This is a genomic window from Sphingomonas sp. R1 (assembly GCF_025960285.1).
Taxonomy (GTDB): Bacteria; Pseudomonadota; Alphaproteobacteria; order Sphingomonadales; family Sphingomonadaceae; genus Sphingomonas.
Genome location: NZ_CP110111.1, coordinates 1,838,210 through 1,859,465, shown reverse-complemented (window position 1 = coordinate 1,859,465; position 21,256 = coordinate 1,838,210). Strand labels below are relative to the sequence as shown.

At 67.4% G+C, this 21,256-nt stretch carries 20 protein-coding genes and 1 tRNA gene; 7 read left to right on the top strand and 14 right to left on the bottom strand.

The window, feature by feature from the left end:
* Positions 1-65: 65 nt before the first annotated feature.
* Complete coding sequence (locus OIM94_RS09015; protein WP_264609723.1) at positions 66-572, bottom strand: hypothetical protein; 507 nt, start codon at positions 570-572, stop codon at positions 66-68.
* A gap of 210 nt (positions 573-782) precedes the next feature.
* Here OIM94_RS09015 and OIM94_RS09010 point away from each other — a divergent pair, with 210 nt between their 5' ends.
* The gene (locus tag OIM94_RS09010; RefSeq protein ID WP_264609722.1) at positions 783-3,530 is read left to right on the top strand and encodes a [protein-PII] uridylyltransferase; all 2,748 of its coding nucleotides are present in this window, start codon (positions 783-785) and stop codon (positions 3,528-3,530) included.
* A 14-nt stretch (positions 3,531-3,544) separates the two neighbouring features.
* Complete coding sequence (locus OIM94_RS09005; protein ID WP_264609721.1) at positions 3,545-3,928, top strand: VOC family protein; 384 nt, start codon at positions 3,545-3,547, stop codon at positions 3,926-3,928.
* A gap of 16 nt (positions 3,929-3,944) precedes the next feature.
* On the opposite strand, the gene rlmB is transcribed toward OIM94_RS09005, so the two are convergent.
* Complete coding sequence (rlmB, locus tag OIM94_RS09000; protein ID WP_264609720.1) at positions 3,945-4,691, bottom strand: 23S rRNA (guanosine(2251)-2'-O)-methyltransferase RlmB; 747 nt, start codon at positions 4,689-4,691, stop codon at positions 3,945-3,947.
* Positions 4,691-6,301 (bottom strand): M20/M25/M40 family metallo-hydrolase, encoded by a 1,611-nt coding sequence (locus tag OIM94_RS08995; RefSeq protein WP_264609719.1) that lies wholly within the window; start codon positions 6,299-6,301, stop codon positions 4,691-4,693. The genes rlmB and OIM94_RS08995 overlap by 1 nt, the downstream gene beginning before the upstream one ends.
* 121 nt (positions 6,302-6,422) lie before the next feature.
* On the opposite strand from OIM94_RS08995, the gene OIM94_RS08990 reads away from it, so the two are divergent.
* Positions 6,423-6,509 (top strand) — tRNA-Tyr (locus tag OIM94_RS08990).
* A 54-nt stretch (positions 6,510-6,563) separates the two neighbouring features.
* Here the strand turns inward: OIM94_RS08990 and OIM94_RS08985 are convergent.
* The 4 genes from OIM94_RS08985 to rph all read right to left on the bottom strand — a co-directional run bounded on the left by OIM94_RS08985 (position 6,564) and on the right by rph (position 9,073).
* A complete protein-coding gene (locus OIM94_RS08985) occupies positions 6,564-6,764 on the bottom strand; it encodes a hypothetical protein (RefSeq protein WP_264609718.1) in 201 nt (66 codons plus the stop codon).
* Between the two features lie 323 nt (positions 6,765-7,087).
* Entirely contained in the window at positions 7,088-7,564 is a 477-nt protein-coding gene (locus OIM94_RS08980; protein ID WP_264609717.1) for a transcriptional regulator, read from the bottom strand.
* A gap of 127 nt (positions 7,565-7,691) precedes the next feature.
* Complete coding sequence (rdgB, locus tag OIM94_RS08975) at positions 7,692-8,363, bottom strand: RdgB/HAM1 family non-canonical purine NTP pyrophosphatase (protein ID WP_264609716.1); 672 nt, start codon at positions 8,361-8,363, stop codon at positions 7,692-7,694.
* Entirely contained in the window at positions 8,360-9,073 is a 714-nt protein-coding gene (gene rph / locus OIM94_RS08970; RefSeq protein WP_264609715.1) for a ribonuclease PH, read from the bottom strand. The genes rdgB and rph overlap by 4 nt, the downstream gene beginning before the upstream one ends.
* Before the next feature lie 87 nt (positions 9,074-9,160).
* Between rph and OIM94_RS08965 the strand changes: the two genes are divergently transcribed.
* Genes OIM94_RS08965 through grpE form a run of 3 tightly spaced genes read left to right on the top strand, consistent with a single transcriptional unit; the run spans position 9,161 to position 11,385 of the window.
* Positions 9,161-9,733: a DUF6438 domain-containing protein gene (locus OIM94_RS08965; RefSeq protein WP_264609714.1), complete on the top strand. Its 573-nt coding sequence runs from the start codon at positions 9,161-9,163 to the stop codon at positions 9,731-9,733.
* A gap of 35 nt (positions 9,734-9,768) precedes the next feature.
* Positions 9,769-10,812: a heat-inducible transcriptional repressor HrcA gene (gene hrcA, locus OIM94_RS08960; RefSeq protein ID WP_264609713.1), complete on the top strand. Its 1,044-nt coding sequence runs from the start codon at positions 9,769-9,771 to the stop codon at positions 10,810-10,812.
* 15 nt (positions 10,813-10,827) lie between these two features.
* The gene (gene grpE / locus OIM94_RS08955) at positions 10,828-11,385 is read left to right on the top strand and encodes a nucleotide exchange factor GrpE (RefSeq protein WP_264609712.1); all 558 of its coding nucleotides are present in this window, start codon (positions 10,828-10,830) and stop codon (positions 11,383-11,385) included.
* Positions 11,386-11,435: 50 nt separating this feature from the next.
* Here the strand turns inward: grpE and OIM94_RS08950 are convergent, their stop codons facing one another.
* The 3 genes from OIM94_RS08950 to OIM94_RS08940 all read right to left on the bottom strand — a co-directional run bounded on the left by OIM94_RS08950 (position 11,436) and on the right by OIM94_RS08940 (position 13,327).
* On the bottom strand, positions 11,436-11,633 hold the full coding sequence (locus tag OIM94_RS08950) for a hypothetical protein (RefSeq protein WP_264609711.1): 198 nt from the start codon (positions 11,631-11,633) through the stop codon (positions 11,436-11,438).
* A gap of 71 nt (positions 11,634-11,704) precedes the next feature.
* Complete coding sequence (locus OIM94_RS08945) at positions 11,705-11,917, bottom strand: cold-shock protein (protein WP_264609710.1); 213 nt, start codon at positions 11,915-11,917, stop codon at positions 11,705-11,707.
* 123 nt (positions 11,918-12,040) lie between these two features.
* Entirely contained in the window at positions 12,041-13,327 is a 1,287-nt protein-coding gene (locus tag OIM94_RS08940) for a hypothetical protein (RefSeq protein ID WP_264609709.1), read from the bottom strand.
* A 280-nt stretch (positions 13,328-13,607) separates the two neighbouring features.
* On the opposite strand from OIM94_RS08940, the gene OIM94_RS08935 reads away from it, so the two are divergent.
* Complete coding sequence (locus OIM94_RS08935) at positions 13,608-13,952, top strand: hypothetical protein (RefSeq protein ID WP_264609708.1); 345 nt, start codon at positions 13,608-13,610, stop codon at positions 13,950-13,952.
* 152 nt (positions 13,953-14,104) lie between these two features.
* Here the strand turns inward: OIM94_RS08935 and OIM94_RS08930 are convergent, their stop codons facing one another.
* The 4 genes from OIM94_RS08930 to OIM94_RS08915 form a co-directional block, all read right to left on the bottom strand.
* The gene (locus OIM94_RS08930; RefSeq protein WP_264609707.1) at positions 14,105-14,455 is read right to left on the bottom strand and encodes a low molecular weight protein tyrosine phosphatase family protein; all 351 of its coding nucleotides are present in this window, start codon (positions 14,453-14,455) and stop codon (positions 14,105-14,107) included.
* On the bottom strand, positions 14,452-17,448 hold the full coding sequence (gene uvrA / locus OIM94_RS08925) for an excinuclease ABC subunit UvrA (RefSeq protein WP_264609706.1): 2,997 nt from the start codon (positions 17,446-17,448) through the stop codon (positions 14,452-14,454). The genes OIM94_RS08930 and uvrA overlap by 4 nt, the downstream gene beginning before the upstream one ends.
* Positions 17,449-17,575: 127 nt before the next feature.
* Positions 17,576-19,507, bottom strand: coding sequence for a transferrin-binding protein-like solute binding protein (locus OIM94_RS08920; RefSeq protein WP_264609705.1), 1,932 nt, complete (start codon positions 19,505-19,507; stop codon positions 17,576-17,578).
* Positions 19,508-19,826: 319 nt separating this feature from the next.
* Positions 19,827-21,203 (bottom strand): globin-coupled sensor protein, encoded by a 1,377-nt coding sequence (locus OIM94_RS08915; RefSeq protein ID WP_264609704.1) that lies wholly within the window; start codon positions 21,201-21,203, stop codon positions 19,827-19,829.
* Positions 21,204-21,256: the final 53 nt, after the last annotated feature.

Below are 21,256 nucleotides of genomic sequence, written 5' to 3'. Positions count from 1 at the left end.
GTTCGGAATGTTGGGGCAATGCACAGCCGCGTCTAAGGTTGCGCGGCCGTGCAGCTGGCAGTGTGTCAGGACGGGGCAGCGTCGACCCGGCGCAGGTCGTCGGCCTGGCCGGCAACCAGCGTCGGGGCGGAGCCGCCGGCAAGCGCCGGGCGCAGCGCCTCGCGCTCGCTTTCGGGAACCGGCGCGGAAGGATCCGGACGGAAGTCCTCGATCGCGCGGGCGGAGCCGTCGGGGTGGCGGTCGCCCATCAGATCGGTGGGAACGGTGCCGGGCGCCGCGTCCGCCGGCTTGCGGTTGCGCAACAACCCGACGGCAAGCGCGCCGACCGCGCCAAGCCCGGTCGCGGCGATCGCGGCGATTCCCACCTTGCCGACGCCCGACTTCTTCCGGATCTTGGTGGCCGGCTTGGCAGCGCGTGGTGCACGCTTCGGACGGGCCTTGGGGGCCGGTTTTGCCTCGGCGGGATCCGCCTTGGTGTCGGATGCCGTCGCGGGCGTGGCGGCAGCGGCCGCCTTCGGCGTGCGCTTGCGCGGCGTGGTGGACTTCGGGGTCGTCTTGCTGGCGGTGGCCATCGAAATCTCCTTTCGGTTACGGCACGGTCAACGGGCCGAGCGCAGGGGTGTTCCGAGGGCCGTGCCGATGAGCGAAACAGCGATCATGGCAGCGGCTCGCAGGTGCATTCCGCGCTTCCGCGCCGTTGCCGCGTACGGCGAACCATAGAAATCGCGCATATGCCCGCTTCGCGGGTGAACTTGCTCCCAAATCCTCCTATCTGATTCCCCATGCCGTCTCGCTTCGCCTCCGTCCCCCATCGGCGCGCCCTGATCGATCGCCGTGCCGTCGCCGAACGCCTCGCTGCCCTGGAGGCGCGCGACACCGCCGCATTGCGTCAGGCCGGCACGGCCGAGTTGAAGGCCGCGCTCGACAGCGGCCGGGCAGAGATTGCGCGGCGGCTGGGCGAGCATCCTTCCCGTGGGCTGGAGGCGGCGGCGGCGGGCGCTTTCCTGACCGACCAAATCCTGCGCCTGCTGTGGGATTTCACGGTCGAGCGGCTCCACCCCAATGCCAATCCCACCGCTGCCGAGCGCATGACGCTGATCGCGGTCGGCGGCTATGGCCGGGGCGAGATGGCGCCGCATTCGGACATCGACATCGGCTTCCTCACCCCCTGGAAGGTCACCGGCTGGAGCGAGCAGGTGATCGAGTCGATGCTCTACTCGCTATGGGACATGCGGCTGAAGGTGGGGCATTCCTCGCGCTCGCTCGACGAGATGGTGCGCCAGGCCAAGGCCGATGTGACGGTGTGCACGGCGCTGCTCGAGGCGCGCTACGTCTGGGGCGATACCGAGTTGTATGACGAGGCGGCGCGGCGCTTCAAGGCCGAGGTCCAGGCGGAAAGCGCGCGCGGCTTCATCACCGCGAAGCTGGAGGAGCGCAACACCCGCCACAAGAAGATGGGCGACAGCCGCTACGTCGTCGAACCCAATGTCAAGGAAGGCAAGGGCGGCCTGCGGGATCTGCACACGCTCTTCTGGATCGGCAAGTTCGCCTATAATGTCCGTGAGCCGGCCGAACTGGTCGAGGCCGGGCTGCTGACCCCCGCCGAATATCGACAGTTTCGTCGCGCCGAGAATTTCCTGTGGGCGGTGCGCTGCCAGCTGCACCTGATCACCAACAGGCCCGAGGACCGGCTGACCTTCGACGTGCAGCGCGAGATCGCCGATCGGATGCGCTTTGCCGACCGGCCCGGCATGTCCAAGGTCGAGCGCTTCATGCGCTATTACTTCCTGCAGGCGAAGGTTGTGGGCGACCTCACCGGCGTGTTCCTCGCGCATCTCGACGAGAAGTTCGCCGCGCGCGGGCGCCGCTTCGGCTTCCCGGCGCTGTGGCGGGGGCGGCGCAAGCTCAAGGGCTTCGTGCTGGAGCGCGGGCGGCTGGCGCTGCCGCGGGACAGCTTCTTTCGCGAGGATCCGGTGCGACTGATCGAGCTGTTCGCGCTTGCCGACCAGCATGAGGTAGAGATCCACCCGCTGGCGATGCGCGCCGCCGCGCGCGACGCCAAGCTGGTCGACGACGTGCGTACCGATCCGCGCGCCAACGCCCTGTTCCTCGACGTGCTGACCTCGCCGCGCGATCCCGAGACGGTGCTGCGCTGGATGAACGAGGCGGGCGTGTTCGGCCGCTTCGTGCCGGACTTTGGCCGCGTCGTCGCGCAGATGCAGTTCGACATGTACCACCATTACACGGTGGACGAGCATTCGATCCGCGCGATCGGCCTGCTCAGCAAGATCGAGAAGGGGCAGCTGAAGGAAGACCATCCGCTCGCCAGCGGCATCCTGCATCAGCTCGCCTCGCGCCGTGCGCTCTATGTCGCGGTGCTGCTGCACGACATTGCCAAGGGGCGCAGCGGCGATCATTCGATCCTGGGCGCCGAAGTCGCCGAGCGGCTGTGTCCGCGGCTCGGCCTTACCGCGGCCGAGACCGAGATGGTCGCGTGGCTGGTGCGCTGGCACCTGCTGATGTCCGCCACCGCGTTCAAGCGCGACCTGGCCGATTTCAAGACGATCCTCGATTTCACCGCGCAGGTGCAGAGCGCCGAGCGGCTGCGCATGCTGCTGGCGCTGACCGTGGTCGACATTCGCGCGGTGGGGCCGGGGGTGTGGAACGGCTGGAAGCGTCAGCTGCTCGGCGGGCTGTACGAAGCGGCCGAGGAAGTGCTGCGGCTCGGCCACAAGCAGCGCGGCCGCACCGAGCGGATCGCCGCCAAGCAGGAGGAGCTGGCCGCAACGCTCGGTTGGGACGCGACGCGGATGGAGGCGTTCAAGAGGCGCTTCACCGAAAGCTACTGGATCGCCGAACCGGTCGACGTGCTGGCGCGCAACGCGGTGATGGTGGCGGCGGCGGGCAACGCGACGCTGCATGTCGAGGCACAGGTCTATCCGGACCGCGGCGCGACGCTGGTGACCGTCTATGCATCGGACCATCCGGGCCTGTTCTATCGCATCGCAGGCGCCATCCATGTGGCCGGCGGCAACATCATCGATGCGCGGATCCACACCACGCGGGACGGCATGGCGCTCGATAATTTCCTAGTGCAGGACCCGTTCGGCCAGCCCTTTGACGAGGAGGCTCGGCTCAACCGGCTGAAGACCGGCATTGCCGATGCGCTCGCCAATCGAGGCCGCCTCTCCGAACGGCTGAAGACCAAGGCGCCGGTGCGGCCGCGTGCCGATGCCTTCTCGATCGAACCCAGCGTGTTCATCGACAACAAGGCATCGAACCGGTTCACCGTTATCGAGATCAATGCGCGGGACCGTCCGGCATTGCTCTACAGCCTTGCGAACGCGCTGTTCCAGTCGAAGGTGACGATCCATTCCGCGCATGTCGCAACCTATGGCGAGCGCGCGGTGGATACCTTCTATCTGACCGACCTGATCGGCGATAAGATCAGCGCGTCGTCGCGACTCAAGTCGATCGAGCGGCGTCTGCTGGAGGCTGCGGCCGGCGAGGAGATCGCCCAGGCCGCCTGATCGGGGGAACGGGCATGCCGGTGGTCGGACTTGGGGGCTATTTCTTCCGCGCGCAGGATCCGGAGGGGCTGAAGGCCTGGTATCAGGAGATGCTTGGTGTCGGTGGTGGCTGCGGCACCGATGCCGAAGGCCAGGCGAGCCCGTGGTTCTGGTATCCGGAGCCGGGGGGCATCGTGTTCCAGCCGTTCGCGGCGGACAGCAGCTATTTTGCCGCCGACAAGCAGGCGATGCTCAATCTGCGCGTGATCGATCTCGACAGCTTGCTGGAGCAGCTCAACGCGGCAGGCATCGCGATCGAGACGCGGGCCGAATGGGATAGCCCCGAGACCGGCCGCTTCGCGCGCATCCATGATCCGGAAGGCAACCCCATCGAACTGTGGGAGGCGCCGGCCGCGTGACCGGCGCGCTTGCCCCTCAGCCGCGCGTGTTGACGGCGTAGAGCGCGACAGCCGCGGCGTTCGAGACGTTGAGGCTTTCCACCTTGGGCGAGATCGGCAGGCGGGCCAGTTCGTCGCAATGCGCCTCGGTATTCTGGCGCATGCCCTCGCCCTCGGCGCCCAGCACCAGCGCGACGCGGCCTGCACCCATCACCTCGCCCAGCGTCGCCTTGGCATGGCCGGTGAGCCCGACGCGCCAGAAGCCGGCTTCGGCGATCTCGTCCAGCGCGCGCGACAGGTTCACCACGCGAACCCAGGGGACCACTTCCAGCGTGCCCGCGGCCGAGCGGGCAAGGGTGCCGGTCTCGGGCGGCGCGTGCCGGTCCTGGGTGACGATGCCGAGTGCGTCGAACGCCGCCGCCGAGCGCAGGATCGCGCCGACATTGTGCGGATCGGTGACCTGGTCGAGTACCAGCAGCGGGCGCTTGTCCTCCCCACCCTGGTCGAGCAGATCGCCCAGCCAGATTTCCTCGAGCGGGTCGACTTCCGCCACCAGCCCCTGGTGCGGCGCATCGGCCGGCACGAGGCGGCCAAGATCGGCCGCCTCGGCATAGGTGATCGGGATGACCGGGGGCAGGTCCAGCGCCGACAGCGCCTCGCGCGTGCCCCAGATCTTGCGCACCGTCCGCTCGGGGTTGGCGAGTGCCGCGAGCACCGCGTGGCGGCCGTAGAAACGCGGCCGCGATGCAGATGCCTGGCTGGGACGATGGCCTCGACGTTTCATCAGTGTGCAGACTCCGGGAAGGTGTAGAACTGATCGGCCGGGGTGGGCGCGGTCGCAAGCGGCACGCGCGGCAGCGGCTGATCGCTGTTGGCGGCGTTGATCAGGAATTCGGCGAGGATCAGTGCGCCCTGGCGCATGTCGTCGGCCTTCAGATGATCGAACGTGTCGACGTCCGTATGGTGCACCATGGAGCCATAGTCGAGGGGGTCCTGGATGAACTGGAACGCCGGAATGCCCACCGCGTCGAAGAAGACATGGTCGGTGCTGCCGGTGCGCCGCGACGAAACCTCGATCGCGCCCATGCTGCGAAACGGCGCGAACCACTGCTCGAAGATCGGCATCACCGCGGTATTGCCCTGGGCATAGATGCCGCGAATCTTGCCCGAGCCGTTGTCGAGGTTGAAATAGGCAGCGAGCTTGCCGTGATCCGGCCCCGGCGTGATCGGGAAGGCACGGCTCCAGGTCATGTAGCGCACCATGCCGCTCGCGCCGGCATCGACCGGGCGCTTGGCAACGTGATTCTCGACATAGGCCATCGAGCCGAGCAGGCCCTGCTCCTCGCCCGCCCACAGCGCGAAGCGGATGGCGCGCTTGGTCTTGATGCCCGATGCCTTGATGATGCGGGCGGCCTCCATCACCATCGCGCTGCCCGCACCGTTGTCCGCTGCACCGTCGCCCATTGCCCAGCTGTCGAAATGCGCGCCGGCCATCACATAGCCGGCCTTGGGATCGGTGCCGGGGATGTCGGCGAGGACGTTGTAGGCCTTGGTGTCGCTGTCGTCGAAATGGTTGACCGCATCGATCTCCAGCGTCGGCTTGGCGCCCATCTTAGCGAGGCGGGCGAGGCGACGATAATCCTCGGCGGCGATTTCGATGCCGGGGATCAGGCCCGACTGGCCGACCTGGAACTGGCTGTTCTGGCCGTGCACCAGCTTGCCGTTGCGGCTCGACATGATCGCGTAGCCGATCGCGCCCTCCTCCTTCAGGAACGCATCGCGCTTGGCGCCGAAGGTGAGGCGGGCGGGGTTGAACGCACGATTGCCGCCGCCGCTGCCGTTGAGCAGGTCGTAATTGTCGCGCTTGGTGAGTTCGTCGTCGGTCCAGCGCTTGAACGGCGCCTCGGTTGCTTCCTCAAGCTCTCGCGGCTCGCTGATCAAAACGACCTTGCCTTTGAGCTTGCCCTTGAACTGGGCAAAGGCGGCCTCGTCGGCGAGCGGGGCGAGCACGACCTCGCCGGTGACGGCGCCGCTGGTGCCCGGCGTCCAGGGCAGGGGGGCGGCGATCAGCTGGAGCGGGCGGGGGGCGACCATGCGCACCGCCAGTTTCTCGTTCCACCAGCCGCGGCCGAACTCGAAGCCTTCCTTGTGGACATTGACCAGGCCCCATTCGCGGAACTTGGCCTGGGTCCAGTCCTCCGCTTTGCGGATGCCGGGCGAGTTGGTGAGGCGCGCGCCGATCACGTCCGTCAGGTACTGCGCGATTCGCATCACCTCGCTGTGGTTGGTGCCCTGGTCGATCACACGGTCCGTCGGCGTGGTCTGGATCGTCTGGGCAGCGATCGGCGCACTGGCGAGCAGCGCGGCGGTGAGAGCGAGCATGGAACGACGCATTGGTTTCCCCCCAAAAAGTGACGCCGGGACGCTATGCGCGCAAAAGAGTGCACGCAAGGCGTTGACAGCTGCGATCCGCTTCGGCATTGGGCCCACCTCGCTCGCAAGCGGCGGTCTCCATGGATAGGTGGCCGAGTGGTTAAAGGCAGCAGACTGTAAATCTGCCGGGCTTCGCCCTACGGTGGTTCGAATCCATCCCTATCCACCACCGCCGCTGCGAGCGATCCCCTCCCAGGATCGGCTCTACGGTGCACAGCGCTGTTCAGCGCTTGCCGTACAGGCTTAGCGTGCGATCGCGATATTCGATGAGCTGGAGAAGATGATCCAGTTCGCGGATTCGCTGGACCGACGCGCCCTCGCGAATGGATGCCTCAATCTGTTCCAGAAGATAGGCGGCGCTGCCGGCACCGTGGGTGAGGTAGATCGCTTCGGCGCGCTCGAGGAGCGTAGAGAGCGGCGTCACCTGGCGATCCTTGCAAGCGAAGTGGGGTCCTTATCCAAAATGGACCTATCGGCGCAATGTTCCGATTCGTTGTGATGCAAACAAAGGCACCTACCGGTGTGTCCCGTGTCGGGATAACTCCTGACTTGTCGGAGCGTACGCAAAAATCCAATGTGGATCTAAAGATACGCGAGTTTTTGACAGAATGGACGAACGGGGTTCAGGGATAGCGGCGGCGTGCGCGCATCTGGTGGATGCGATCGCATTGCTCGACCGCCTTGGCGAGGATGCCGAGGCGGCGCATGTCTCGCTGTCCCTGGAGCGGCTAGCCTCCAGGCATGGGGTTACGCTTCCGGCCGCGCCGCCACGCGATTGAGGATACGGTCGAAGAAGCGCTCCAGCGCATCCGCCGTTTCGCTGCTCAGTTCCAGATAGGTGAACCGACGGTCGCTCGGCAGGCTGCGCTTGTGAACCATGCCGCGCCGCGCGAGCGCGTTGATCCAGCGAAGCGCCGTCGTGGTCGGCACGCCAGAGGCGGTGCAGGCGCCCGAGGTCGAGACGTCCCGCCCTTCCGCGCGGCTGACATACAGCGTGAGAAGGATGTTGAAGGCGGGGTCGGCGAACAGATCAGTCGCCACTTCGCGCTCCAGCAGCTCGCGGCACCACAGCATCAGCCGAGCGAGATCCACGCGGCCAAGCCGCGGCCTGTTAGTGTCCTCCAACGTCGCGTTAACAGCCGGCTCTCCAGCGAGTTGCGTGAACAGCTGCTTGATTTCGCTGAGCCGAGCGTCGACTTCCTGGAATAGTTCGGCGCTCGGCACCCCCAATTTCTCCCTCATCGTCCCACAGGCTTAGGCAGGGATCGGTATCCGATCAACATATGGACGTCGTTACGATAGCTTAAACTTTCGACGATGCGAATATATGCCCGTTGGGGTAGGAAGCGTCCTAGAATACCGCTGCTACCAACTGCTGGAAAGCATCGGCTCGGTGGCTCATTGCATGCTTTGCGGATGGATCCATTTCGCCAAAGGTCTGCGCATGCCCCAGCGGCACGAACATGGGATCATAGCCAAAGCCCTTGTCGCCGCGCGGCGGCCAGACCAGTTCGCCATGGACTCGGCCCTCGAACCACTCGACATGCCCATCCGGCCAGGCGAGCGCGAGTGCGCACACGAAGTGCGCGGCCCGGCTGGATTCCGGCGGCAACGCCGCCAGCTTGTTCTGCACGCGCTGCATCGCCAGGCCGAAATCGCGGCCTTCGAAGGGGGCGACCGGCTCCAGCCCGTCCATCCCGGGCGCGGCGGCCCCCCAGCGCGCCGAATAAATGCCGGGCGCGAGGTTCAGCGCTTCGACGCACAGGCCCGAATCGTCGGCCAGCGCGGGCAGTCCGGACAGGTCGGCTGCCTGCAGCGCCTTCAGTTCGGCATTGGCGACAAAGCTGGTGCCGGTTTCCTCCGGTTCGGGCAGGTCCAGCTCGGCGGCCGACACCGGCTCGATCCCATAGGGACCGAGCAGCTCGCGGATCTCGCGCACCTTGCCGGCATTGTGGCTGGCGATCACCAGCTTGCCGGGGACAAGCTTGCGGATTGCCTGGGGGACGTCGCCCTCGCCGCTCATCCGACCGCCTTCAGCTGGGCGTCGAAGATGCGCGTGCAGCCGATGCGGGCGAGGCGAAGCAGGCGCAGCAGGCCTTCCTCGTCATAGGTCGCCCCCTCGGCGGTCGCTTGCGCCTCGGCGATGTTGCCGTTGGCGAGCAGCACGAAATTCGCATCGGCATCGGCCGACGAATCCTCGGGGTAATCGAGGTCGAGCACCGGCGTGCCCTGATAGATGCCGCAGCTCACCGCGGCGACCTGGGTGGTGATCGGATCGACGGTGATCGCGCCGTCCGCCATCAGCTTGTTGACCGCAAGGCGCAGCGCCACCCAGGCGCCGGAGATCGCCGCGGTGCGGGTGCCGCCATCGGCCTGGAGCACGTCGCAATCGAGCGTGATCTGGCGCTCGCCGAGCAGCTTGAGGTCGGTCACGGCGCGGAGCGACCGTCCGATCAGGCGCTGGATTTCCTGGGTGCGGCCCGACTGCTTGCCCTTGGCCGCCTCGCGCTGGCCGCGGGTATGGGTGGCGCGGGGCAGCATGCCGTACTCGGCGGTCACCCAGCCTTCGCCCTTTCCGCGCAGGAACGGCGGCACGCGCTCTTCGACGCTGGCGGTGACGAGCACGCGGGTGTCGCCGAAGCCGATCAGCACCGATCCTTCGGCGTGGCGGGTGAAGTTCGGGGTGATGGTGATTTCCCGCATCTCGTCGGGGGCGCGGCCGGATGGGCGCATTGGATTCAGTCTCCCTACAGGTCGAGCCGGGCACCTAGACCCTGATGGCGCGTTCCGCCAGTCTCGCACAAGCAAGGGGAGCAAACCATGCGGATCATGGTCGTACTGGTGGTCGCAGGCGCAATGCTCGGGGGCTGCATTCCGCAGGTGGCGCCGCAGGATCGGCCGGCGCCGGCCGGTCCTGCGCGTCCCGCACCCCCGCCGCCGATCGCCAGCGGCACCCCCGCTGCGCCGGCGGCGCCGGTCATCCGCGGCGAGATGATCCGCTACGCCACCAGCCCATGCTTCGGGGCCTGCCCGGTCTATGCGGTCACGGTGCGGCCGGACGGGACCGGCACCTTCGAGGGGCAGCGCTTCACTGCGGTTACCGGCGCACGCGACTTCCGCGTCTCGCCCGCACAATATGAGGCCTTCCTGACCCGACTCGCGCCTTATCGGCCGCGCAGCGGATCGCTCCGCTATGTGCCGGGGGAGCCGGCCTGCGGCCAGTCCGCCACCAACATGCCCTCCGTCGAGGTGCAATGGGACGGCAGGGCCGGGCATCGTGCCCTCTCTTTCTACTTTGGCTGCGACCGGGCGCGGCATCGGGCGATGGCGGACGCACTGGGATCTGCGCCCGATTTGCTGCCGATCACCGCCATGATCGGCGCGCGGCCTTGAAGCGGGTGCCTCCCAGAGCCTAGATACCGACCATCATGAGCACGCCGCCGATCCACGAGCTGACCGACCGCGCGCGCGACGTGTTCCGCATCGTGGTGGAATCCTATCTGGACAGCGGCGCGCCGGTGGGATCGCGCACGATCTCGCGCATCTCGGCGCTCAATCTGTCGCCCGCCTCGATTCGCAACGTGATGCAGGATCTGGAGGAACTGGGCCTGCTGGCGGCACCCCACACCAGCGCTGGCCGGATGCCGACCGAAAGCGGGCTGCGCCTGTTCGTCGACGGGATGATGCAGGCGAACGAACCGTCGATCGAGGAGCGTGCGGCGATCGAGGCGCGCGCCGGCATCGGCGGTCCGGTCGAGGACGCCATCGCCGAGACCACCGCGGCGCTCTCCGGGCTCTCCGCCTGTGCCGGGCTGGTGCTCGTGCCCAAGGCCGAGACCGTCCTGCGCCAGTTCGGCTTCGTGCCGCTGAGCCAGGACCGGGCGCTCGCCGTGCTGGTCGGCGAAGACGGATCGGTCGAGAACCGGGTGGTGGAATTGCCCGGCGGCGTCGATCCGATGTCGCTGCAGCGCGCCGCCAACTATATGAGCGCCACGCTTGCCGGGCTGACGCTGGCCGAGGCGCGGGGCCGCATCGAGCGCGAGCTGCGCCAGCAGCAGGCCGCGCTCGACGCTGCCGCCGCGGATCTGGTCGAGCGGGGCCTTGCGGTCTGGAGCGAGGACAGCGGCCGTCGCCCGGTGCTGATCGTCCGCGGCCAGGCCCGGCTGATCGACACCCATGCCGCCGAGGATCTCGACCGCGTCCGCCAGCTGCTCGACGAGCTGGAGGGCAAGGAGGAGATCGCTCGCCTGCTCGACAGCGCCCGGGAGGGCGAGGCGGCGCGGATCTTCATCGGATCCGAGAACAAGCTGTTCGCGCTTTCCGGATCGTCGGTGATCGCCAAGCCGGTGCGGTCGCTCGACGGCCGGGTGGTGGGTGTCGTCGGCGTGATCGGCCCCACCCGGTTGAACTATGCCCGCGTCGTGCCCATGGTGGATTTCACGGCGGCCACACTGGCCCGTTTGCTGGCCTGAAGAAAACAGGGAACCATGTCCGAGAACATCGAAAATACCGAACCGACCCAGGGCGAAACGCTTCGGGAGGAAACCGCGCAAGCCGCACCGGAAGTGGCCGAGCAGGACCGCGTCGCCGAGCTGGAGGCCCAGCTGGCCGAGGCGAAGCAGGCGCATCTTTATGTGCAGGCCGACATGCAGAATCTCCGCCGCCGCACCGAGAAGGAAGTGGCGGACGCCCGCGCCTATGCGGCGACCAGCTTCGCCCGCGACATCCTGTCGGTCGCGGACAATCTCGGCCGGGCGCTGCAGGCGATCCCCGCCGAACTGCGCGATGACGAGAAGATGAAGGGGCTGGTCGTCGGTCTCGAGGCCACCGGCCGCGAGCTGGAGGCGGTGTTCGGCCGCCACGGCATCTCCAAGGTCGTCTCGCTGGGCGAGGCTCTCGACCCCAACAAGCACCAGGCGATGATGGAAATGCCCGTCGCCGACAAGGAGCCCGGCACCGTGGTGCAGGAAATCCAGTCCGGCTACATGATCAAGGACCGGCTGCTCCGCCCGGCGCTCGTCGCCGTCGCCAAGAAGCCGGACTGACCGGCAAGGCCCCGCCCCGACCGGGCGGGGCCAAGCCCCACCGCCGTGCCTCAACAGGCGACGGTGCGTGCTTCCTTTTCCGCCTCGTTGAGCGCGCGCTGATTGGCGACGCGTTCGGCACGGACCGCCATGGCTTCCCAGGCGGCCTGCGAGCGGAGATGGCGGTCGCGGACATTGTCGAGATTGCACCCGGCGGCAGCGGACGCAGCTTCGTCGGCGCGGGCGCGGAACAGTTCGATCTCGGTCATCGGCGCGGTCTCCACCAGGGGTTCAAACGAAAACGGCGGCCCCGGGTGGAGCCGCCGTCTTGGGGGTCAGATCAGTCTGCCGCCTGGAGATTGACCGCGGCCATCTTGCCGCGACGATCCTGCTCCAGTTCGTAGCTCACGCGCTGGTTCTGCTGCAGCGTGATCATGCCGGCGCGTTCGACCGCCGTGATGTGGACGAAGGCATCGTTGCCGCCGGTATCCGGCGCGATGAAGCCATAGCCCTTGTCGGCGTTGAAGAACTTGACGGTGCCAGTGATGCTCATGAACGTTTTCCTTGTGTTGTCGGCGCGCCCCGTTCGGGCGGACCTCGCGCTTCAGGGGCAGAAAAGGAAGGAAAACGGAGCCGCAAAGCACCAGAGACCAACGATTTGCGACTTCAGCCCCTGTCATGTGGGCGCTTGGCCGACCGATTGCAATGCCACGCCCGCCGATTGCGACCGGCCGCGCCGCCCCGACGACGCCGCGCGCGACGCCTTGGTGCGGCGCTTGCGCGTCCCCGCAGGCCGCGCGGACGGAGAATCGCCCGCCCCGGCGCCGGCACCGCTTGGCCGCGGAGCTGCGTCCGGTGGCAAGGTCGACGCCGGCTCCACGGCCTCTGCCTCCTCGTCCGCGATATCGGCGAAAAAGGCGTCGCGTGCCGCCGCCGCCGCGACCCGCTGGGCCGCGCGCTCCTCGCGCAGTGGCGCCTCGATCGCCTCGCGCTCTTCGGCCGTAAGTGCGCGCGAATAGGCGGGATTGCCGTAGATCCCGTCCTCGTCGCCGTCGAACCCCGTCTCGGGCGGCGGGAAATGCGTGCGCCAGTCTTCCTGGATTTCGCACCACCAGACTGGCTGGTCCTCGCGCCAAGCGTGGTCGTGAAGTTGAGGAAGTTCATGCTCGTACGCCATGTCCGTGTCCTCCGCCGGCGGTGCCGGGGCGAGCACGAGCAGCCCTGCCGCCTCAGCGCGCGCCCATTGCTCGGCGGTCCAGTCGCCTCGCTGCGCCGGATCGAGATCGCCGATCGCCACCGCCGCGCCGGAATCTGCCTGCCCGCGCAGCCAGGCATCGGCACGTGCCAGCGCGCGAACCGGCGCGAGATCATCCGTCGCTGCTTCGACCGTATCAGCCGCCCCGGCCAGCCGCCGTGCCAGGAACAATCCCGCGCGCGCCGCGCCGCCGCCGCATCCCACCAGATCGAGATACTGCTCGAACTCGGCCGCAGCGAGCCGCGCGGCGGCATGATCGGCGGGGCCTTGCGACTGGTCCGCCAGCCGGTCCAGCCGGGTCAGCATGTGCGTCGCCAGCCGGTTGTCGTGGCGCTGGCGCGTGATGGTAGAGCCGTCGGGGCGGGTAATCGTCTCGACGCTTCCATGCACCGCGCGTTCGAGCAGCTTGTCCGCCAGGTGCTCGCGCGCGAGCAGCAGCGCCGCCTGCCAGCCCAGCGCGAACGCAGCTCCACGGGCCGAGCGCCGCAGCGCATAGGCCGAGCTGACCGACATGCCGAGCGCGAGGCAGGTGTTGGTGATGGTGTGCCCCTCCGCCAGCATCTCGAGGAATTTGCGCTGCCGCTCCGCTGTCCAGCCATCCGCGCGCACCCAGGGGGTTGGGGCGGGGCCGGAATCGATCATCGCATCGAGGCAGAACAGGTCGTCGCCCTGCGGATGGGGCGGGAGGATTTCGGCAAGGTCGGACATGTCGCGTCTCCTGGAAGTCCAAGGCGACTCGCCAGATATGTCGGAATGAGCGCTGTAGGAAAGCAATTTGTTTCTTATTTGTTCTCCTGAAGCGTTGCGGGCGGGCGTGCCCGTACCGCGCGCGGATCGGCCACCGCTCATCAATCGCGGGCGTCGATTATAATCCAGCAAGACATTTCGGATTGTTCGGCGATTGATCCAACCCGCGATCATAAATGAACGTTATGCAGTGACGGGGCTGATTATATGCAAGCGCCTCCACTATAGTTGGGGGATATGGATGTCGGACGCCAATACACTGCATATCAAGAACTATTTTGCTGGTACGGTCAGCGCAAGCGTCACCGACGACAACTGGAACTGCTGTGATTCGCCGAAGCCAGGGACAGTCATCGGTGAGATTCCGCAGAACGGGCAGGCGTCGCTGACCTTCTGCCGTACCGATGGGCACGGATGTAACGGTCGTCAGGGGCAGTTTCAGATATCGATCGACAGCAAAGACAGGATTGATCTGAACTTCGATTCGCATGGCGACATTGGAATTACGTCGGTACCGACCGCGTTCTTCGCACTTCTCGGCCAGAACTCCGACAACAGCTACACCCTGGTAGTCGGCCCGAACTGACCTGAGATCGTTCTGGAGGCCCCTTCGCGGGGCGGAGGAGCCTCCAGATCACCCACGTTGAGTGGTGCACACCGCCGTCGTGGCGGGGCACGGCGCCTGTTTGGAAAGCATTATCCGCTCAGGGACATCTTCGGCAACGATCTCGCCGCGCGTCACGCCAGCGAAATCCACCGCTGCAGCCGCACCTTGAGCAGCACTACCAACTCGGGCTGCATATATTGATAGTCGTCCGGCACCCCAAGCACGGCCAGTTCCTTGCCGTTGAGCAGCCGGCCGAACTTCTGCTGGATGCGCTTCTGGTGCGTGCGCTCCATCGAAAGGATTACGTCCGCCCATTCGATCAGGTCGCCGGTGAGGGGCTGCTCGGCATCGTTGTTGGTGCCCGCCGAGGTTGCCTCGACCCCCGCAATGCCCTGGCAGATCGCCTCCGCCGTGGGGCTGCGCAGCAGGTTGCGTGAGCAGACGAACAGGAGGCGGCGGGTGCCGCGCTCCTCCTCCCTCACTCCGCCGCCACCTTCGCCGCCTTCGCCTTCCGCGGCTTGAGCAACGGCGCCAGATACCGCCCGGTATAGCTCCCCGCCACCTTCGCCACCTGCTCCGGCGTGCCTTCGGCGACGATCTCGCCGCCCTTCACGCCGCCTTCGGGGCCCAGGTCGAGGATCCAGTCGGCGGTCTTGATGACGTCGAGATTGTGCTCGATCACCACCACCGTGTTGCCCTGTTCCACCAGCGCGTGGAGCACTTCCAGCAGCTTGCGCACATCCTCGAAGTGCAGGCCCGTCGTGGGTTCGTCGAGGATGTACAGCGTCTGCCCGGTGGCGCGGCGCGCCAGTTCCTTGGCGAGCTTCACCCGCTGCGCCTCGCCGCCCGACAGCGTCGTCGCCTGTTGCCCCACCTTCACATAGCCGAGGCCCACTTCGGCGAGCATCGCCATGCGGTCGCGGATCGGGGGCACGGCCTTGAAGAACTCGACCGCGTCTTCCACCGTCATGTCGAGCACGTCGGCGATCGACTTGCCCTTGAACTTCACCTCCAGCGTCTCGCGATTGTAGCGCGCGCCGTGGCACACGTCGCAGGTGACATAGACGTCGGGGAGGAAGTGCATCTCGATCTTGAGCACGCCGTCGCCCTGGCACGCCTCGCACCGGCCGCCCTTGACGTTGAAGCTGAACCGGCCGGGCTTGTAGCCGCGCGCCTGCGCCTCGGGGAGGCCGGCGAACCAGTCGCGGATGTTGGTGAAGGCGCCGGTATAGGTCGCCGGGTTCGAGCGCGGGGTGCGGCCGATCGGCGACTGGTCGATGTCGATCACCTTGTCGCAATGTTCGAGCCCGGTGATCTTGTCGTGCTTGCCGGCGAGCACGCGCGCGCCGTTGAGCGCCCTCGCCGCCGAGGCGTAGAGCGTGTCGAGCGTGAAGCTGGACTTGCCCGAGCCCGAGACGCCGGTGATGCAGGTGAAGGTGCCAAGGGGCAAGCTCGCCGTCACGCCCTTGAGGTTGTTGGCGGTGGCGTTGTGCACCGTGATCTTCTTGCCGTTGCCCTTGCGGCGCTTAGGGGGCACGGCGACCTCGCGGGTGCCGTTCAGGTAATCGGCGGTAACGCTGCCTTGCGTTGCTAGCACCTCCTCGAGCGTGCCCTTGGCGACGATCTCGCCGCCATGCACGCCGGCGCCCGGCCCCATGTCGATCACATAATCGGCGGTGCGGATCGCATCCTCGTCATGCTCGACAACGAGCACGGTGTTGCCGAGGTCGCGCAGGCGCTTGAGGGTGGCGAGCAGCATGTCGTTGTCGCGCTGGTGCAGGCCGATCGAGGGCTCGTCGAGCACGTAGAGCACGCCCGACAGCCCGCTGCCGATCTGGCTGGCGAGGCGAATGCGCTGGCTCTCGCCGCCGGACAAGGTGCCGGAGGTGCGATCGAGGTTGAGATAGTCGAGCCCGACATTGTTGAGGAAGCCGAGCCGCTCGTCGATTTCCTTGAGGATCGCGCGGGCGATCTCGCGCTGCTGCGGCGTGAAGGTCTCGGGCAGGGTCTGGAAGAAGCCGAGCGCGTCGACCACCGAAAGGTGCGTGGCATAGGCGATGTCCTGCCCCGCGACCTTCACCGCCAGCGCCTCGGGCTTGAGGCGGGCGCCGCCGCACACCTCGCAGGGGTGGCTGGCCTGGTACTTGCCCAGCTCCTCGCGCATCCAGGCGCTTTCGGTCTGCAGCATGCGGCGGTTGAGGTTGCCGATCACGCCCTCGAACGGCTTCTTGACGTCGTAGCTCTTGCGGCCGTCGATAAAGGTGAGGGTGACGGGCTTGCCGCCGGTGCCGTGGAGGATGATCAGCTGCACCTCGCCGGGCAGGTCCTTCCACGGCGTATCGAGGCTGAAGCCGAACTCGCGGGCGAGGCTGCCCAGCACCTGCATGTAATAGGGCGAGGGCGGGTTCGACTTGGCCCAGGGCACCACCGCGCCCTTCTTGATGCTGAGATCATGGTTGGGGACGACGAGGTCCTCGTCGAACTCGAGCTTCTCGCCCAGACCGTCGCACGCCGGGCAGGCGCCCTGGGGGGCGTTGAACGAGAAGAGGCGGGGCTCGATCTCGGGGATGGTGAAGCCGGAGACCGGGCAGGCGAACTTCTCGGAGAAGACGATGCGGTTGTCGGGGATGCCGACGCCCTTCATCTTCTTCTTCGCCTTGGGGCCTTCGCCCTCGGACGCGGCGTCGTCGCCTTCCACCCGAAACGCCTGGGGCGCCTCGCGCACCGCACTGCCCTGCAGCGCCTCGACCGTGGTATCCACCAGGTCGACATAGGCCAGCCCCTCGGCCAGCTTGAGCGCGGTCTCGAAGCTCTCGGCCAGGCGCGTGGCGATGTCGCCACCCACCACCAGGCGATCGACCACCACTTCGATGTCGTGCTTGAACTTCTTGTCGAGCGCCGGGGCTTCCTCGATCAGGTACATCTCGCCGTCGATGCGGACGCGGCTGAAGCCCGCCTTCTGCCACTCGGCGAGCTCCTTGCGATACTCGCCCTTGCGCCCGCGCACCACGGGCGCGAGCAGCAGCAGCCGGGTGCCCTCGGGCAGCGCGAGCACGCGGTCGACCATCTGGCTCACCGTCTGCGCGCTGATCGGCAGCCCGGTGGCGGGGGAGTAGGGCACGCCCACCCGCGCCCAGAGCAGGCGCATGTAATCATAGATCTCGGTGACCGTCGCCACGGTCGAGCGCGGGTTGCGGCTGGTGGTCTTCTGCTCGATCGAGATGGCGGGGCTGAGGCCCTCGATATGCTCGACATTGGGCTTCTGCATCAGCTCGAGGAACTGGCGCGCATAGGCCGAGAGCGACTCGACATAGCGGCGCTGCCCCTCGGCATAGATGGTGTCGAAGGCGAGGCTCGACTTGCCCGAGCCCGACAGCCCGGTGATCACCGTCAGCGTGTCGCGGGGAATGTCGATGTCGACGCCCTTGAGATTATGCTCGCGCGCGCCGCGGACGGAGATCGTGGTGAGTGCCATAGGGGAGGGTTCTAGCTTTGTTCTGAAAAGGATGCCAGAGCCCAGATAGGAACGCCTCCCCCGCTTCGCCACCCGTCCGCGGGGGAGGGGCGGGGCGGCACCTCTTCGCGCCGCGCCCCCCTCTCCATCAGTTGCGTTTGCCGACCGCGACACCCGTCAGTACCATGTCGTCGGTGCCGGCGGGGTTGCGCGTGTTGGCGCGGAAGGTGACGCCCAGCTCGTTCGCGGTTGGCCCGAAGAACGCGCCTGCCTGGTAGCCGGTCGCGCTGCTCAGCGTGCTCGCGCCGCCGATGAAGAAGTAGCTGAGCTTGATGTCGCCAAAGTCGAAGCTCGTCCCGTCGGTTCGGTTGACGCCGATCGGGCGCAGCGTTGCGGCCAGCGTTCCGTTGGCGAAATTGGCGACGAAGCTGGCGGCCCCGGTCAGATCGTAGAAATCGATCGGACGCGGCCCGCCCCAATTGCCGCCGAAGGCATGGGCGGAGCCGGCGGTGCCATAGAGGCGACCGCTATAGCTGGCCGTGCCGACGACCGGCATCTGGCTGGCCGGTGTGGTGACGCCGAAGGGAAGGAACGCCTCGAACACCTGCTGACGACCGGTGCCGACCAGCGAAGCGATGTCGAGCTTGGCAAAGCTGGCATAGGTAAGCGCCAGCTCGTCATTGCCGGTGCCTGGCTGATAGGTTGTCAGCCGCAATGCGCGATCGCCAACCTGCTTTTCATAGACGTTGAAGCGCGCGTTCGACTTGGCGGCAACCCGGTTGCTCGTGTCGAAGGCAGCGCCGCTGAGGTCGAGCCCGCGGTTGGCAAAGGCCGAGGGCAAGCCGATGGTGAACGTGTAGCGCCCCGCCGCTGGATCATAGACCAGGCTTTCGACGCGTTGATAGGAGAGGTCGGTCGCCAGCGTAGAGCCCGGCCCATTGGTCGCACGGGCCAGCAGCTGTCCGGTCGCGGGATCGCGTTCATAGGTCATGAAGGCGCCCGGCGCCTGAAACGTCGTCTGCGCGGTGAGATCGGCGAGCCCGGTGGCGGACTGGAGCGTACCCTTGCGGCCGAGGATGGCGCCGGTCGCGGCATCGCCGAACGCGCTGGTGACGGCAAAGGTCGCGCCGACTTCCTCGGCGGCGGGTCCGTAGAAGCGACCGTTGACCGATCCCGCCATCAGCGTGTTGTTGATCGCGAAGCTGCCTGCAAAATCATTGCTGCTCGACGACAGCGCCGCGCTGCCCGAAAAGCTGCGGGAGTAGGCGGTGATGAGCGTGACCGGATCCGTCGCCTTGAGCGATCCGGCAAGGTTGATGTCGCCGCGGGCGAGGTCGGCGGTTAGCGTACCCGCGCCGCTGAGCGCCAGCGGCGTGGTGTAGCCCTTTTCTCCGGAGGCGCCGATCAGGGTGACGTCGTAGCTGGCAAAGCCCGTGCGCGGCAGCGTGGCGGCGGTTGTCGGCATGCCGTAGGTGAAGCTGTCGAAGGTGAAATCGGCTCGGTTGCCGTTGATCGTCGCCCGCTGCCAAACGCCGGCGCCGACGTAGCGATAGGTGAGCGCACCGCTACTGCCCGGACGTGTCAGCGACAGGTTCTCGTCCACATTGCCGGTGCGCCGGACATATACGTCGAGCGCAGACGAGCTTTGCGACGCGTCGCGATCCGCCGGGTTGAAGGTTTGCGTGCGGTTGCCTTGCGTAACGGTGTATCCGCGCGTCGCCGCATCATATCGAATGGTCAGATCCGATTTGGCGGCGCTGCAGCCGTTGCAGCTCGAGGCATCCACAAACGTGCCGCTTGCCGTCGCGGCGTTGGTCGTGAAGGTCTCGCTTACCGTTAGCGCGGCAAGCGACGTGTTTGATGTAGGCGTCGGCGTTGGCGTCGGGCTTGGGCTGGGCGCCGGGGTGGGGCTGGGCGCCGGGGTGGGGCTCGGCGTGGGCGCTGGTGTCGGGCTGGGCGTCGTGCCGCCGGTGCCGGGTGCGGGTGTGGACCCGACGCCGCCACCGCCGCCACCGCCGCTGCACGCGGACAGCAAGGCACAGGCCGCCAGCGCGGCAATCGAACTTGCAGAACGTTTCAAGATGTTTCCCCCTTGCAACGATCTAAGCAAGCGAATCGCGCGCGGACAAGCCCCCAACAACGTCTGCCGTTTCGTCTTCGCCGGCGTCTGGAATGCGGCCCGGAGGCGTGACGGCGGTCACGCGTGGAGCGGCGCTGGCCGTGTCACACCCGTGTCCAGCGCCGGAGCTCCTCAAGAGCCCGCGGCGCACCAGGTCTCCCAGGGTGCCGTCGTTCGGGGGAGCGCGGCACCGTGGCGGGCGGGCGGTCCGGGCCGGGGGGCCGGGCGTGCCCGCCCGCTACCCCGTGCAGCCGAAGCGCGCCGATCCCGCTCGCGCCGTCTAGTGCGCCATCATGCTCAGCGCCTTCACCGTCGCCCGGGCGCCGGCACTCGGGCCGGCCTCCGCGCCCTCGTTGAACCCGTTCGCCTGCCTGGCGAGGCGGTCCACTTCGCGGGCGAGGTTCTGCGCGGCGGCCGAGGTCTGCTCCACCATCGCCGCGTTCTGCTGGGTGGCGCGGTCCATCTCGCCGATCGTCGCTGACACCTCGGTGATCGCGCCGGCCTGGGCCTGGTTGTCGCGCGCCATCTCGGTCAGCAGCTCGTTCACCGTTGCCACGTCGCCCGAGATGTTGGCCAGCGCGCCATCCACCTTCTCCACCATGCCCACCGCGGTCACGATATCGGCCTGGGTGGCAGTCAGCTGGTCGCGCGCGCGGCCGGCCTCTTCCTCGGCGCGCATCGCCAGCGCGGAGACGAGATCGGCGACCACCGCGAAGCCGCGGCCGGCCTCACCCGCACGCCCTGCCTCGACGGCGGCGTTCATCGCGAGAACGCGGGTCTGGAAGGCGATCTTGTCGAGGCCCTCGATCACGCTGTCGATGCCCTTGGCGCTGTCCGACACGCGTTCCATCGCGGAGACCGCCTGCTCGGTGATGGTGCGGCCGGTGTCCACCGTCGCCTTGGCGCCGTCGGCGCGCTCCACGGTGCGGCGGGCGCTGTCGGCGGTGGCCTTGAGGCGCTGATCCATCTCCTGCACCGACGACGCGGTCTCGGCGAGGCTGGCGGCATTGGCTTCGGTGCGGCGGGCAAGATCGCCCGAGGCCTGGGCGATTTCCTGCGATCCGGTCTTGATCGCCTCCACCGTCTCGTTGATCGCGACGAGCAGCGCGGACAGTGCGGTCTCGCGCTCGGTGAGCGCCTCCATCGCCTTGGCGCGGCCGGCCTGCTCCTGCTCGAAATAGATCGAGACCGACATCTCCAGGTCGATCATCGCGGCGGTGACGATCGCGCGGAGCTGGTCGAAGCGCTTGTCGGCCTTGCGGCGACCGAAGGGGAGGCGGGGGCCGCTGTCCATCGCCGCCAGGCTTTCGATCATCGAATCGAGGATGATCGCGTAGGAGCCGATATACCATTGCGGCGTCAGCCCGATCTGGGCGTGGCGGGCACCGATGCGCTTCACCCGGGCGACGTAGTCGGCATCGAAGGCGGCGCCGGACAGGTGGGCCCAATGTTCGGACTGGAGCTGCTTTGCCTTGGCGATGTGGGTCGGGCCGGAGAACATCTTCGCCGTTTCCGGGTACGCGGCGATCTGGGTGTAGAGGCGGTCGAGCGCGGGGGCCAGCGCCTGCTGGATGGTGTCGCGCGCCTCGGCGAGGAGCGCGCGTTTGTCGGCGGTATAGCCGACGAAGTCCAGGCGCGTGGTCAGTTCGGGGTGCACGGGCGACTCCTCTCTTGTGGCGTGCGTCGGGATCCTTTTCGCGCTTTATAGAG